The following is a 13,073-nucleotide window of genomic DNA, read 5'->3' on the forward strand; positions in this document are numbered from 1 at the left end:
GGCGCGATACACCCAATCCGCGACGGGTTCAATCGTCCCGCAACGTCGCCTTCTCGCTTCGTTACGGAGATGAAACAGTTTTCAGTTGAACGCGCGAGCGACAACCTTACGTTCCCAGGCGACATGTCGGACAGTCAGAAATTTCCCGTTGCGGCTCACGCCCTGGCCTATTTGGCGCACAAGGAGGCGTTTTCGGCCGACCGCGCCGTGGCTAGCGCCGAGCTCGCGGCCTCGGTCCCGACCAATCCGGTCGTGGTCCGCCGCGTCACCGCCATGCTGGGCAAGGCGGGGCTGATCGGCGCGCGCGCCGGCGCCAACGGCGGGGCCTGGCTGCTGAAGCCGGCTGATACGATCACGCTCGACGTCGTGCTGAAGGCCGTCCACGGCTGCGCCCACCTCGGCGTCGCGCCCAAGGGCGTCAAGGGTTGCCCTGTCGGCGAGAAGATCCCCGACGCCGTCCGCGCCGCCATCGGCGCCGCCGACCGCGCGGCCCACGAGCGCCTGGCGCAAATCACCGTCGCCGACCTGCTGAACGGCGCACACAAGAGCGCCGCGGTCGCTTAGGCCCGATCGATCACCGCGAGTTATTTACCCGCCTTCCTGGGCCTTGTGCCCAGGACCCAGGGTTCAGATTCAACGGAATTGAGGCTGAGTTCACGGTCTTTCAGCCGCGCAGACCCAAAGAGGCCGCACCTGCCTCGAACATGGGTCCTGGGCACAAGGCCCAGGAAGGCAGCGGGATTTGTCCCTGCCCCAAATGAATGTGATTGGCCTAACCTGACGAGATCAGGTCTTCAGCGGCGCTGAAACCCACTCGCAGAAAAATTGCACCACATCTTGTTGCCGATCCTCTGGTGGCCGCCTTCGGACGCATTACGTAATCGCTACAGGTTCAGTTCTTGATCTGGAGGGATTTCCAATGACCACCGTCGCCATCGTCTATCATTCCGGCTACGGCCACACCGCCGTCCTCGCCGACAAGGTCGCCGAAGGCGTCCGCGACGCCGGCCAGACCCCGGTGCTGCTGAAGATCGAGAGCGCCGCGCAGGACTTCGCGCCGCTGATCGAGCAGATCACCCAGGCTGACGCCGTGGTGTTCGGCGCGCCGACCTACATGGGCGACGTCTCGGGCGTGTTCAAAGTGTTCGCCGACGCCACCGCCAGCGCCTTCTTCACGGGCGCCTGGAAGGACAAGCTGGCCGCCGGTTTCACCAATTCGCACAGCTTCGCCGGCGACAAGGGCCACGCGCTGGAGAGCCTGACGATCCTGGCCGCCCAGCACGGCATGAACTGGATCAACCTCGGCCTCGCCCCTCCCGGGGTGACCGCCGCCGAGCGCGGTCCGGACACGCTGAACCGCGTCGGCTCGTTCCTCGGCGTCGCCGCCCAGTCGGACAACGCCTCGCCCGAGATCACGCCGCCGGCCGGCGACCGCGAAACCGCCCGCCTGCTGGGCGAGCGCGTGGCCAAGGCGGCCGTCCGCTGGACGGTCGGCGCCCACGCCGCCGCCGAGCTCGGCAAGGCGGCCTAGAGCTAAGGGTCTCCCCAAGGCCGCGGTGGTCTCCCTCCCCAGCCGCGGCCCGGAAGGGGCGCGCACCCAGCCCAAGCGGCGCGCCCCTTCCGCCCCCTTCTCTTGAGGGCTTCTTGAACCAAATCGCGGGCCGTGCTCGTCTCCGGCGAAGTTTTCGTTTCTGACCGGATCACCCCAGCATGGCCCGCCGTCTCGCCCTGATCACCGGCGCCTCCGCCGGCATCGGGGCCGCCTCCGCCCGCATCTACGCCAGCCACGGCTACGACGTGGCCCTGACCGCGCGCCGGGCCGACCGCCTGGAGGGCCTGGCCGCCGAGATCAGGCTGCGCTCGGGCGTCGAGGCCTACGCCATTCCCGCCGATCTGGCCGACCCGACCGGCGTCGACACCGTGCTGGCCGCCATCGCCGAGCAGGGCCGGGTCGTCGACGCCCTGGTCAACAACGCCGGCTACGGCCTGCCCGGGACCTATGCGACGACCGCCTGGGCCGACCAGGCGACCTTCCTGCAGGTGATGCTGACCTCGGTCTGCGCCATGACCCACAAGGTGCTGCCGGGCATGGTCGAGCGCCGGTTCGGCCGCATCGTCAACGTCGCCTCGCTGGCGGGCCTGGTCCCCGGCGCGGCCGGCCACACGCTGTACGCGGCGACCAAGGGCTTTCTCGTCAAGTTCTCGCAGAGCCTGCACCTGGAGAACCTGTCGACCGGGGTCCATGTGAGCGCCCTGTGCCCCGGCTTCACCTATTCGGAATTCCACGACGCCAACGGCACCCGCGCCCAGGTCAGCCAGGGGGTGCCCGAATGGATGTGGCTGGGGGCCGACGAAGTCGCCGCCGCCGGCTACGAGGCCGCCGAGGCCAACCGCTCGATCTGCGTGCCCGGCGCCCCCAACAAGACCATCGCCGCCATCGCCAAGGTCCTGCCCGATGACTGGGCCCTGGCCCTGATGGCCAACCAAGGCGGGCGGTTCCGGAAGGTGTGATTTCCTTCCCTCAAGGAACCCGTTCTCGTGTCATCCCGGCCGCAGCGAAGCGGAGAGCCGGGACCTAGGGGCAACCGCTGTGCGCCGCCCCCTGGGTCCCGGACAAGCCCTGCGGGCTTTCCGGGATGACACCGATTTATGGGCTCTGAATTTGATAAGTGAGCGCTGCGACCCGGCGTCCTTTTGGAAAACCGCCTCGGACCTGCTATATGTCCGCCTCGACCCCCGAAGATCCGGACACCCCCTTGAGCGTCACCCTCGACCTGTCGCGCGTCTCCACCGACGCCGCGCCCGCAACCGCCGTCACCAAACCCATGGTCAACCTCTCGGGCCTCACGCGCCCGCAGCTGGTCGCGGCCCTGGTCGAGAGCGGCGTGGTCGAGCACGGCAAGGCCAAGATGCGGGCCACCCAGATCTTCCGCTGGATGCACCATCGCGGCGCCATCGACTTCGCGCAGATGAGCGATGTCGCCAAGGAGACCCGCGCCCGCCTGGCCGAGGCCTTCACGATCAACCGTCCGGAAATCGTCGAGCGCCAGGTCAGTAAGGACGGCACCCGCAAGTGGCTGATCCGCATGGCCCCGGGCATCGAGGTCGAGAGCGTCTACATCCCCGGCGTCGGCCGCGCCGGCGCCCTGTGCGTGTCCAGCCAGGTCGGCTGCACGCTGAACTGCAGCTTCTGCCACACCGGCACCCAGCCGCTGGTCCGCAACCTGACCGCGGCCGAAATCGTCGCCCAGGTCCAGGTGGCCAAGGACGACCTGGCCGAATGGCCGTCGGACAAGGAAGACCGCCAGCTCTCGAACATCGTGTTCATGGGCATGGGCGAGCCGCTGTACAATCTGGGCCAGGTGGCCGACGCCATCGAGATCATCAGCGACAACGAGGGCATCGGCATCTCGCGCCGCCGGATCACGGTCTCGACCTCGGGCGTCGTGCCGATGCTGGGCAAGCTGGGCGAGACCACCCAGGCCATGCTGGCCATTAGCCTGCACGCCACCAACGACCCGCTCCGCGACGAGCTGGTGCCGCTGAACAAGAAATACCCGATCGCCGAGCTGATCGCCGGCATCCGCGCCTATCCGGGCCTGAGCAACGCCCGCCGCGTGACCTTCGAATACGTGATGCTGAAGGGCGTCAACGACAGCCCCGACGAGGCGCGCGCCCTAGTCAAGCTGATCAAGGGCATCCCGGCCAAGATCAACCTGATCCCGTTCAACCCGTGGCCGGGCAGCGACTACCAGTGCTCGGACTGGGCGACGATCGAGGCCTTCGCCGCGATCCTCAACAAGGCCGGCTACTCCTCGCCGATCCGCACCCCGCGCGGCCGCGACATCCTGGCCGCCTGCGGCCAGCTGAAGAGCGAGAGCGAGAAGGTCCGGGCCAGCGCCCTGCGCAAGCTGTCGATGGCGGCCATGGCCGGCATGCTGGGCGACGACGAGGACGAGGCGGCCTGACGTCTCACCCCTCGGGATGAACCAGGCCGCCGGCGGACGTCACTCCACCGTCACCGACTTGGCCAGGTTGCGCGGCTGATCGACGTCCGCGCCCTTCACCACCGCCACGTGGTAGGCCAGCAGCTGGATCGGGGCCGACATCACCAGGGTCGAGACCAGCGGGTCAGAGGCCGGCGCGGTCACCACGACCTTCGCCCCCGCCGGCGCGTGCTTCACGCCCTCGGTGTCGGTGATGAAGATCACCTGGCCGCCGCGCGCCATCACCTCGCTCATGTTCGAGGCCGACTTCTCGAAATAGCTGTCATAGGGAGCCAGGATGACGATCGGGGTCTGGTCGTCCACGAGGGCGATCGGCCCGTGCTTCAGCTCGCCGGCGGCGTAGCCCTCGGCGTGGATGTAGCTGATCTCCTTCAGCTTCAGGGCGCCTTCCAACGCCAGGGCCGACATCGGGCCGCGGCCCAGATAGAGCACGTCCCGCGCCTTGGCGACGTCGGCGGCGATCTCCTTGATGGCGTCTTCCAGGCCGATGGCCTCGGCGATCAGGCGCGGAGCCTCCAGTAGCACCTTCACCAGGCGCTGCTCCTCGGTCGCGTCGATCGTTCCGCGCGCCTTGGCGGCGGCGATGGCCAGGGCGATCATCACGCTGACCTGGGCGGTGAAGGCCTTGGTCGAGGCGACGCCGATCTCGGGACCGCAGTGGATCGGCCAGACGACGTCGACCTCGCGGGCCATGGTCGATTCGGTGGCGTTGACGACCACCGCGCTCTTCATGCCCTTGGCCTTGCAGTAGCGCAGGGCCGCCAGAGTGTCGGCCGTCTCGCCCGACTGCGACATGGCGACGACCAGCGAGCCTGGCCGCAGCGCCGGCTGGCGGTAGCGGAACTCCGAGGCGATCTCGACGTCCACCGGTAGGTCGGCCAGCTGCTCGATCAGGTACTTGCCGATCATGCCGGCGATGTAGGACGTGCCGCAGGCGACGATCTGGATCCGGTCCAGCTTGGCGAAGTCCACGTCACCCGGCACCGAAGCGGTCGAGGCCAGGGTGTCGACATAGGCCGCGATCGTACGCTGGCAGCCCTCCGGCTGGTCATGGATCTCCTTCTCCATGAAGTGCCGGTAGTTGCCCTTCTCCAGCATCACCGCCGAGGTCGGGACCACCCGCACCGGCCGCTGCACGGCCGCGCCCGAGGCGTCGAAGATCCGGTGGCTATCGTGATCCAGGGCCACGTAGTCGCCCTCGTCCAGATAGATCACCCGGTTGGTGAACGGGCCGACGGCCAGGGCGTCCGAGCCCAGGAACATCTCGCCCTGGCCCTCGCCCACCACCAGCGGACTGCCGCGCCGGGCGCCCAGCACCAGGTTGTCCTCGCCCTCGATCAGCACCGCCAGGGCGTAGGCGCCGGTCAGGCGGTCCAGGGTGGCCTTGAAGGCGTCCAGCGGCGGAAGGCCCGTGGCCAGTTCGGCGTCGATCAGGTGGGCGATCACCTCGGTATCGGTGTCGCTGGTGAACACCCTGCCGGCGGCGGCCAGCTCGGCCTTCAGCTCGGCGAAGTTCTCGATGATGCCGTTGTGGACCAGGGTGACCCGGCCGGCGGTGTGCGGGTGGGCGTTCTGGACGTTCGGCGCGCCATGGGTGGCCCAGCGGGTGTGGCCGATGCCGGTCGTGGCCGTCAGCGGCTGTTCGGCGAGGACCGCTTCCAGAGCCTTGATCTTGCCCTGGGCCCGGCGGCGCTCGACCCTTTCGCCGACCACGCCCGCGACGCCCGCCGAGTCGTAGCCCCGGTACTCAAGACGCTTGAGGCTCTCGATCAGACGGTCGGCGACGGGTTCCTTGCCGACGATGCCGATAATGCCGCACATGGGCCATGATCCCTTGTAGAACGCGGCGACAGGATTATCCCTAGCGCCGCGAGGATTTCCCCAAAGCAGAGGATTTAGGGCCGGCCTTTAGCACTCGCTCAAGGACGCTTCGCATAAATCTGCATTTCGGATCGTTTCGCGGCCCCAAAGAGACCAGACGGACACATGAGCAAGCGCGCCTATTTCGGCACCGACGGCATCCGGGGCCAGGCCAACAAGCATCCGATGACGGCCGAGGTCGCGCTGCGGGTCGGCCTCGCGGCCGGCAAGCTGTTCCGCTCGCAGGACGACCGCCGCCACCTGGTGGTGATCGGCAAGGACACCCGCCTGTCGGGCTACATGATCGAGCCGGCCCTGGTCGCCGGCTTCACCAGCGTCGGCATGGACGTGCGGCTGTTCGGTCCGCTGCCCACCCCGGCCGTGGCCATGATGACGCGCTCGATGCGCGCCGACCTGGGCGTGATGATCTCGGCCTCGCACAACAATTTCGCCGACAACGGCATCAAGCTGTTCGGCCCCGACGGCTACAAGCTCTCCGACGAGCAGGAGCTGAAGATCGAGGCCCTGATGGACGAGGGCCTGCAGGAAGGCCTGGCCGCCCCGCGCGAGCTGGGCCGCGTCAAGCGGATCGACGACGCCCAGGCCCGCTATATCGAGATCGTCAAGGCGACCTTCCCGCGCCACCTGAACCTGTCGGGCCTGCGCATCGTCATCGATTGCGCCCACGGCGCCGCCTACAAGGTGGCCCCCGAGGCGCTGTACGAGCTGGGCGCCGAGGTGTTCCCGATCGGCGTGGCCCCCAACGGCACCAACATCAACGAGGAGTGCGGCTCGACCCATCCTGAGGCCATGGCCAAGATGGTCCGCGAATACCGCGCCGACATCGGCATCGCCCTGGACGGCGACGCCGACCGCCTGGTGATCTGCGACGAGAAGGGCGTGGTGGTCGACGGCGACCAGATCATGGCCATCATCGCCCACGCCCTGGCCAAGGCCGGCAAGCTGCGGGCCGGCGGCGTCGTGGCCACGGTGATGTCGAACCTTGGGCTGGAGCGCCGCCTCAAGGACCTGGGCCTGACGCTCGAGCGCACCGGCGTCGGCGATCGCTACGTGATGCAGCGGATGCGCGAAGGCGGCTTCAATGTCGGCGGCGAGCAGTCGGGCCACCTGATCCTGTCGGACTTCTCCACCACCGGCGACGGCCTGATCGCCGCCCTGCAGGTGCTGGCGGTGATGATCGAGAGCGGCCAGCCGATGAGCGCCCTGGGCCGCCAGTTCGAGCCGGTGCCGCAGCTGCTGGAGAACGTCCGCTTCGCCGGCGGCAAGCCGCTGGAGGCCAAGGCCGTCAAGGAGGCCATCGCCGACGGCGAGAGCCAGCTGAACGGCGCCGGCCGCATCGTCGTCCGCGCCTCCGGCACTGAACCCCTGATCCGCATCATGGCCGAGGGCGACGACCCGGCCCTGGTCAAGAAGGTGGTGAAGTCGATCGTCTCGGCCGTGAAGGCGGCGTAGAGCCGGCGCGGTTCACGCCTCCCCGACGCCCTCCACCAGTTCGCGCAGATAGTCGACGTGACGGCGGAAGGCCTGCCGACCGGTCGACGTCAGCGCCACGCGGGTGCGGGGACGCTTGCCGACATGATCCTTGAGGATCTCGACGAAGCCGGCCTTCTCCAGCGTGGCCAGGTGGCTGCCCAGATTGCCGTCGGTGGCCTGGGCGATCGTCTTCAGCTGGCTGAATTCCAGCGGGCCGATCTCGCGCTCCACATAGAGGGCGGCCATGATCTTCAGGCGCAGCGGCTGATGGATGATGTCGTTCGGCTCGGCCATGCTCAGCGCTTCCACAACCAGACGCCGCTGACGAACAGGGCAAGGCTGGCGGCGGCCATCCAATAGGCCAGCCAGGACTTGAAGGCGAAGAATCCGACCAGGGTGATGACGAACATCGCCGCGCCGATGATCGCGAAGCGCGGGGCCTGCCAGAAACCGACCACCAGATAGATCACGCCGATCAGCAATCCTGGAAAGGCCAGAAAGGCCGCCGGATCGGTGGGCCGCAGCACCGCGAAGGCGGCCAGGACGAACGCCATCACCGACAGCATGCCGCCCAGCATCCGCCAACCCCCGCCGGGGACGCTAGCGCCCTGGCCAGCCGCGGCGCGGCTCAGCCACAGACTGCCGGCGACGCCGACCACGTCCAGGCCCATCCAGACCGGCGCCCAGACCTTGGCGGGTGCCAAGGCCATGGCCAGATAGCCGGCGGCCCAGATCACCGACCACATCATCAGGATCCGCCCGCCGACCTGATAGCCGCGCAACATACCGCTACGCCGGGCGGTGTTCTCGATATCGGACAGCGCGACCGCCGCCTCATTCCGCGTAATGGCCATCAGGGTCTCCTCCGAGCGCACCAGAGCGCTCTGCAGTACAGAGTTATCGAAGAGCATTACTCTGTCAAGCAGAGTCCTCTGAAATCACCGCAAACACGGGCGGGGCTGGCCTTCCGTGCCGAATTGTCCATTATGTAATAAAATGTCTCATCATGTGAGAAGTTAGGGGGAGCGATGATCGCCAATCCGCTGCTGGGCGTCCTGTTTCATTGGCTGGGCGGCCTGTCGTCCGCCAGCTTCTATGTGCCCTATCGCGGCGTGCGGCGCTGGTCGTGGGAGATCTACTGGCTGACGGGGGGGATCTTCTCCTGGCTGCTGGCCCCATGGCTGTTCGCCTCGATCCGCACCAACGACCTGTTGGGCGTCATGGCCCAGGTGCCCCCGAACGTCGTCGGCCTTTGCGTGCTGTTCGGGGTCCTGTGGGGCTTCGGCGGCCTGACCTACGGCCTGACCATGCGCTATCTGGGCCTGTCCCTGGGCATGGCCGTGGTGCTGGGCCTGTGCACCGTGTTCGGCACCCTGATCCCGCCGCTGGTGCGCGGCACCTTCGTCCACGATCTGCTGGGCTCGACCTCGGGCCGGATCATCCTGCTGGGTCTGGTGATGACCCTGGCCGGCATCGTCGTGGTCGCCCTGGCCGGGGCCCGCAAGGACGACGACCTGTCCGAGCTTCAAAAGATCGAGGCGGTCGCCGAGTTCAACTTCAAGAAGGGGGTCGCCGTGGCGATCTTCTCCGGCATCATGTCGGCCTGCTTCGCCTTCGGCCTGGCCGCCGGAGAGCCGATCAAGGCGCTGTCGGCGGCGGCCGGCACCGGCCCGCTGTGGACCKGCCTGCCGACCCTGTGCCTGGTGATGTTCGGCGGCCTGATCACCAACCTCGTCTGGTGCGGCTATCTGATCGTCAAGAACCGCAGCGCCAGCCAATGGATGGGCCGCATGGCCGCGGACGGGACCAAGCCGCCGCTGCTGGCCAACTGGCTGCTGTGCGGCCTGGCCGGCACCGCCTGGTACTTCCAGTTCTTCTTCTACACGATGGGCGAGAGCCAGATGGGCAAGTTCGGCTTCTCCAGCTGGACCCTGCACATGGCGTCGATCATCATCTTCGGCACCCTGTGGGGCTTTGCTTTCAAGGAGTGGAAGGACGCCCGCCCGGCCGTTCGCGCCATGGTCTGGAGCGGCGTGGCCCTGCTGGTCGGGGCCACGGTGGTGATCGGCTACGGCAACATGCTGGCGCGGTAGAACTACGGTCCCAAAAACGTGTCATCCCGGAAGCCTCGCAGAGGCTATCCGGGACCGCCGGAAGCGCTGAGCTTTCCGCGGTCCCGGCTCTCCGCTGCGCTCCGGCCGGGATGACAATCTATTGGAAGCCTACCCCCCCACCTTCGGCGACTTCATCCGCCGCTTGTTGACGTGGTGGCTGGGCGCTTCGGCGGCGATCTCCTCGGGGTACTCGCCCTTGAAGTAGAAGCGTTGCCAGGCCTCCTTGGTGGCCTCGGGGTCGCGCTTGAAGATCAGGGCGTTGAACTCGGACCGCTTCTCGGCCCAGACGTCGTACTGGCGGCGCAGGTCGGGGTTGGAGTTCATCGAGCGGATCACCGGCTGGAACGCCTCCATCGGCTTGTCCTGGATCGGCATGATGAAGCAGAAGGTCTCGCCCTTCTCGAACCGCACCGTGCCGGGGCGGGTGAACATCCAGTTCATCGTGAAGGGGAACGGCAGCCAGTCGGTTTCGATCACGCCCGCCAACGGCTGGACGCCATCCTTGATATGATTTGGCGGTCCCATGGCCATCAGCGACCAGCCTGGCGGCGTGCGGAACAGGTAGCCGGTGTGGAAGGTGACCACGCCGCGCGTGAAGTGCGACTTCACGAAGTCGGTGAAGCCCGGATACGGATGGTCGGGCTGGAACTTGATGCATTCCTGATGCGCCCCGCCGTCCCAGGTCATCGAGAAGCCGACAGGGCAGAGGATGTCCCACCCCGTGGTGTTGGCCATGGTCAGCGGCAGGCAGCGATAGGGATGGCGATCGGCGAACCGGTCCATCCAGGCGCGCTGCGGCCGGCCCGGCACGATGTCGGGCGGACGGTTCTCGGTGGGATAGCACTCCAGTTCCATGCCGGTCCTTTGCTCGGTTTTCCTACCCTGATCGACTGGTCTAGCGCCCGCGAGGCGAGGCCGTCCAGCGTCGCGAATGAGGTCTACATCTCATCCGATCTCCCCGGCGAACGCCGGGGCCCAGGCCGAACCCGGAGCGCTTGAAATCCTAGGCTCTGAGAAGGGCGCGATTACTCCAGTCTCTCCGGATGAATCTGGGCCCTGGCTTTCGCCGGGGAGGTCGGGTTTTTGGAATTGGAAGTGAGAACCAAGCCCCTTAAACAGCGCCTCATGAAGACTCGCGCCGACCTGTTCGCCTTCTTCGACGCCCACGGCATCGCTCACACGACCCTCGACCACCCGCCGGTGTTCCGCGTCGAGGAGGGGTTGGAGATCAAGAAGGCCCTGCCTGGCGGCCACACCAAGAACCTGTTCCTGAAGGACGCCAAGGGCCAGCTGTGGCTGATTTCGGCCCTGGGCGAGACGACGATCGACCTCAAGCGGCTGCACACGGTGATCGGCTCGGGGCGGCTGTCGTTCGGCCCTGAGGCGATGATGATCGAGACCCTGGGCGTGACGCCGGGCTCGGTCACCGCCTTCGGCTTGATCAACGACGCCGACCGCCGTATCCGCTTCGTGCTGGACAAGGCGTTGGCGCAAAGCGACCCGGTCAACTTCCATCCGTTGGGCAACGACGCCACCACGGCAGTGTCCCAGGCCGACTTCCGTAAGTTCCTGACCACGTTGGGAATCGCGCCGATGATCGTCGATTTCGAGACGCTGACGCTCGCCTGACACACGAACGGATTATTGCGCCGAGGCGCGCCAGGGACCATCTTGGCGACTGACGCGTCCCCACCTCGAGTAACGAGAGACCCGATGTCCCTGATCGGCGAAAAGCCAGCCGCCCCTGGTCCCGCGACCTCGGGCAAAAGCGAGCACATCAAGGACGGCACGGACGCCAGCTTCATGGCCGACGTGATCGAAGCCTCCAAGACCCAGCCCGTGATCGTCGACTTCTGGGCCACCTGGTGCGGCCCGTGCCGCCAGCTGACCCCGACGCTCGAGAAGGTCGTCGGCGCCGCCAAGGGCGCGGTCAAGCTGGTCAAGATCGACGTCGACGCCAATCCGGGCTTCTCCGGCCAGCTGCGGGTGCAGTCGATCCCGACCGTCTACGCCTTCGTGGATGGGCGTCCGGTGGACGCGTTCCAGGGCGCCCTGCCCGAGAGCCAGGTGAAGGCCTTCGTCGAAAAGCTGACCGGCCCGGCCGGCCCCAGCGCCATCGACGAGCTGGTCGCCCTTGGCAAGGAGTCGCTGGAGATCGGCGACATCGGCGGTGCGGCCCAGGCCTTCGCCCAGGCCCTGCAGACCGATCCGGCCAATGTGAAGGCGCTGGGCGGCATGGCCCGCGCCTATCTGATGGGCGGCGACCTGGAGGGCGCGGCCGAGGTGGTGGCCATGGCCCCCGCCGACGCCAAGGACCCCGACCTCGACGCCGCCAAGGCCGCCCTGGCCCTGGCCGAGAGCGCCCCGTCCGAGACCGCCGCCTTCGAAAACCGCCTGGCCGCCGATCCCGACGACCACGAGGCGCGCCTGGAGCTGGCCAAGGCCTTGGCCGGAGCCGGACACCTGCAGGAGGCGTCCGACCATCTTCTGACCATCATCGCCCGCGACCGTGCCTGGAACGACGACGCGGCGCGCAAGCAGCTGCTGACGGTGTTCGAGGCGGCGGGACCGACCTCGGAAGTGGCCAAGCAAGGCCGGCGGCGCCTGTCGTCGATCCTGTTCAGCTAGGGAGCGACGGATGCAGGGCAACTATCGCAAGCTTGGCGATCTGCCTCTGGTGATCCCGGTATTCCCGCTGGACGGGGTGCTGCTGCTGCCCGGCGGCCAACTGCCGCTGAACATCTTCGAGCCGCGCTATCTGAACATGCTGGACGACGCCATGTCGGGCGAGCGGATCATCGGCATGATCCAGACCCGCCCTCACGCCAAGGACGCCGATCCGAACCGCCCGCCCCTGGCGCCGGTCGGCTGCGCGGGCCGGGTGACCAGCTTCGCCGAGACCAGCGACGGCCGCTACCTGATCACCCTGACCGGGGTCTGCCGCTTCCGGGCCGGCGACGAGCTGCCGGTGCGCACGCCCTACCGCCAGGTCCGCGCCGACTTCGCGCCGTACGAGCCGGACCTGCGCGAGGACGGGACGGGCGTCCGCACCGCCGCCGATATCGACCGGCTGCTGTCGGCGCTGCGCCGCTATCTCGACCACCGGGGCCTCGCCATCGACTGGGGCGACGCCGAGAGCGCCCCGTCGGACGCCCTGATCAACAGCCTGGCCATGGCTCTACCGTTCGACCCGATGGAAAAGCAGGCCCTGCTCGAGGCCGAGACCATCTTCGAGCGCAAGGCGACCCTGACCACCCTGCTCGAGATCGACGCGGCGGCCGGGGACGATGACGAACCCACTTCCATCCAGTAGAGAGAGCGCATGACCGAAGCCGCTCCGCCCCCCGTCGATGTCGATCCGCGCCTGCTGGAAGTGCTGGTGTGTCCCGTGACCCGGGGCCCGCTGGAATACGACCGCGCCAAGGGCGAACTGATCAGCCGCGCCGCCAAGCTGGCCTATCCGATCCGCGACGGCGTGCCGATCATGCTGCCGGAAGAGGCGCGGGAGCTGGAAGGGTAGCGGCAGAAGGATGCTCCCCCGTTTGCGGGGGAGCTGTCGCGGAGCGACTGAGGGGGCCAATGCGGCCTAGGTCCAGCT

General features: G+C 67.7%; 14 protein-coding genes and 1 pseudogene. 11 read left to right on the forward strand and 4 right to left on the reverse strand.

Annotated elements, in window-relative coordinates:
- Positions 1-123 precede the first annotated feature (123 nt).
- The 5 genes and pseudogenes from AC1DSO_RS07620 (at position 124) to rlmN (ending at position 3,968) form a co-directional block, all read left to right on the forward strand.
- A complete protein-coding gene (locus tag AC1DSO_RS07620) occupies positions 124-564 on the forward strand; it encodes an Rrf2 family transcriptional regulator (protein WP_477068265.1) in 441 nt (146 codons plus the stop codon).
- 355 nt (positions 565-919) lie between these two features.
- Positions 920-1,531, forward strand: a complete 612-nt coding sequence (locus AC1DSO_RS07625) for a flavodoxin family protein (RefSeq protein WP_477068266.1) — start codon at positions 920-922, stop codon at positions 1,529-1,531.
- Positions 1,532-1,710: 179 nt separating this feature from the next.
- Positions 1,711-2,511 (forward strand): SDR family NAD(P)-dependent oxidoreductase, encoded by an 801-nt coding sequence (locus AC1DSO_RS07630; protein WP_477068267.1) that lies wholly within the window; start codon positions 1,711-1,713, stop codon positions 2,509-2,511.
- A gap of 25 nt (positions 2,512-2,536) precedes the next feature.
- Positions 2,537-2,656, forward strand: a pseudogene (locus tag AC1DSO_RS07635) (hypothetical protein); the annotation flags it as partial.
- Between the two features lie 100 nt (positions 2,657-2,756).
- A complete protein-coding gene (gene rlmN, locus AC1DSO_RS07640) occupies positions 2,757-3,968 on the forward strand; it encodes a dual-specificity RNA methyltransferase RlmN (RefSeq protein WP_477068280.1) in 1,212 nt (403 codons plus the stop codon).
- Between the two features lie 39 nt (positions 3,969-4,007).
- Here rlmN and glmS read toward each other — a convergent pair whose 3' ends face one another.
- Positions 4,008-5,828, reverse strand: coding sequence for a glutamine--fructose-6-phosphate transaminase (isomerizing) (glmS, locus tag AC1DSO_RS07645; protein WP_477068268.1), 1,821 nt, complete (start codon positions 5,826-5,828; stop codon positions 4,008-4,010).
- Positions 5,829-5,993: 165 nt separating this feature from the next.
- Between glmS and glmM the strand changes: the two genes are divergently transcribed.
- Positions 5,994-7,340, forward strand: coding sequence for a phosphoglucosamine mutase (gene glmM / locus AC1DSO_RS07650; RefSeq protein WP_047413678.1), 1,347 nt, complete (start codon positions 5,994-5,996; stop codon positions 7,338-7,340).
- Positions 7,341-7,352: 12 nt separating this feature from the next.
- Here the strand turns inward: glmM and AC1DSO_RS07655 are convergent, their stop codons facing one another.
- Together AC1DSO_RS07655 and AC1DSO_RS07660 are read right to left on the reverse strand one after the other, a co-directional pair.
- Complete coding sequence (locus AC1DSO_RS07655; protein ID WP_477068269.1) at positions 7,353-7,655, reverse strand: winged helix-turn-helix domain-containing protein; 303 nt, start codon at positions 7,653-7,655, stop codon at positions 7,353-7,355.
- Positions 7,656-7,657: 2 nt separating this feature from the next.
- Complete coding sequence (locus tag AC1DSO_RS07660; RefSeq protein WP_477068270.1) at positions 7,658-8,272, reverse strand: hypothetical protein; 615 nt, start codon at positions 8,270-8,272, stop codon at positions 7,658-7,660.
- A 117-nt stretch (positions 8,273-8,389) separates the two neighbouring features.
- Between AC1DSO_RS07660 and rhaT the strand changes: the two genes are divergently transcribed.
- On the forward strand, positions 8,390-9,454 hold the full coding sequence (gene rhaT / locus AC1DSO_RS07665) for an L-rhamnose/proton symporter RhaT (RefSeq protein ID WP_477068271.1): 1,065 nt from the start codon (positions 8,390-8,392) through the stop codon (positions 9,452-9,454).
- Between the two features lie 129 nt (positions 9,455-9,583).
- Here rhaT and AC1DSO_RS07670 read toward each other — a convergent pair whose 3' ends face one another.
- On the reverse strand, positions 9,584-10,330 hold the full coding sequence (locus AC1DSO_RS07670; protein WP_477068272.1) for a DUF6065 family protein: 747 nt from the start codon (positions 10,328-10,330) through the stop codon (positions 9,584-9,586).
- A 270-nt stretch (positions 10,331-10,600) separates the two neighbouring features.
- Between AC1DSO_RS07670 and AC1DSO_RS07675 the strand changes: the two genes are divergently transcribed.
- The 4 genes from AC1DSO_RS07675 (at position 10,601) to AC1DSO_RS07690 (ending at position 12,995) form a co-directional block, all read left to right on the forward strand.
- On the forward strand, positions 10,601-11,104 hold the full coding sequence (locus tag AC1DSO_RS07675) for a prolyl-tRNA synthetase associated domain-containing protein (protein WP_477068273.1): 504 nt from the start codon (positions 10,601-10,603) through the stop codon (positions 11,102-11,104).
- Between the two features lie 84 nt (positions 11,105-11,188).
- Positions 11,189-12,103, forward strand: a complete 915-nt coding sequence (locus tag AC1DSO_RS07680; RefSeq protein WP_477068274.1) for a tetratricopeptide repeat protein — start codon at positions 11,189-11,191, stop codon at positions 12,101-12,103.
- Between the two features lie 10 nt (positions 12,104-12,113).
- Entirely contained in the window at positions 12,114-12,788 is a 675-nt protein-coding gene (locus AC1DSO_RS07685) for an LON peptidase substrate-binding domain-containing protein (RefSeq protein ID WP_477068275.1), read from the forward strand.
- Positions 12,789-12,797: 9 nt separating this feature from the next.
- Positions 12,798-12,995: a Trm112 family protein gene (locus tag AC1DSO_RS07690; protein WP_477068276.1), complete on the forward strand. Its 198-nt coding sequence runs from the start codon at positions 12,798-12,800 to the stop codon at positions 12,993-12,995.
- The last annotated feature ends 78 nt before the right edge of the window (positions 12,996-13,073 follow it).

The organism is Caulobacter sp. P4_E5, from assembly GCF_056401555.1.

Excerpts from the sequence above, each read along its gene's own strand:
- glmS (WP_477068268.1), bottom strand. The coding sequence starts at position 5,828 with ATGTGCGGCATTATCGGCATCGTCGGCAAGGAACCCGTCGCCGACCGT.
- AC1DSO_RS07680 (WP_477068274.1), top strand. The coding sequence starts at position 11,189 with ATGTCCCTGATCGGCGAAAAGCCAGCCGCCCCTGGTCCCGCGACCTCG.
- AC1DSO_RS07655 (WP_477068269.1), bottom strand. The coding sequence starts at position 7,655 with ATGGCCGAGCCGAACGACATCATCCATCAGCCGCTGCGCCTGAAGATC.
- AC1DSO_RS07675 (WP_477068273.1), top strand. The coding sequence starts at position 10,601 with ATGAAGACTCGCGCCGACCTGTTCGCCTTCTTCGACGCCCACGGCATC.
- AC1DSO_RS07690 (WP_477068276.1), top strand. The coding sequence starts at position 12,798 with ATGACCGAAGCCGCTCCGCCCCCCGTCGATGTCGATCCGCGCCTGCTG.
- AC1DSO_RS07670 (WP_477068272.1), bottom strand. The coding sequence starts at position 10,330 with ATGGAACTGGAGTGCTATCCCACCGAGAACCGTCCGCCCGACATCGTG.
- AC1DSO_RS07625 (WP_477068266.1), top strand. The coding sequence starts at position 920 with ATGACCACCGTCGCCATCGTCTATCATTCCGGCTACGGCCACACCGCC.
- AC1DSO_RS07630 (WP_477068267.1), top strand. The coding sequence starts at position 1,711 with ATGGCCCGCCGTCTCGCCCTGATCACCGGCGCCTCCGCCGGCATCGGG.
- AC1DSO_RS07685 (WP_477068275.1), top strand. The coding sequence starts at position 12,114 with ATGCAGGGCAACTATCGCAAGCTTGGCGATCTGCCTCTGGTGATCCCG.
- AC1DSO_RS07660 (WP_477068270.1), bottom strand. The coding sequence starts at position 8,272 with ATGCTCTTCGATAACTCTGTACTGCAGAGCGCTCTGGTGCGCTCGGAG.
- AC1DSO_RS07620 (WP_477068265.1), top strand. The coding sequence starts at position 124 with ATGTCGGACAGTCAGAAATTTCCCGTTGCGGCTCACGCCCTGGCCTAT.
- glmM (WP_047413678.1), top strand. The coding sequence starts at position 5,994 with ATGAGCAAGCGCGCCTATTTCGGCACCGACGGCATCCGGGGCCAGGCC.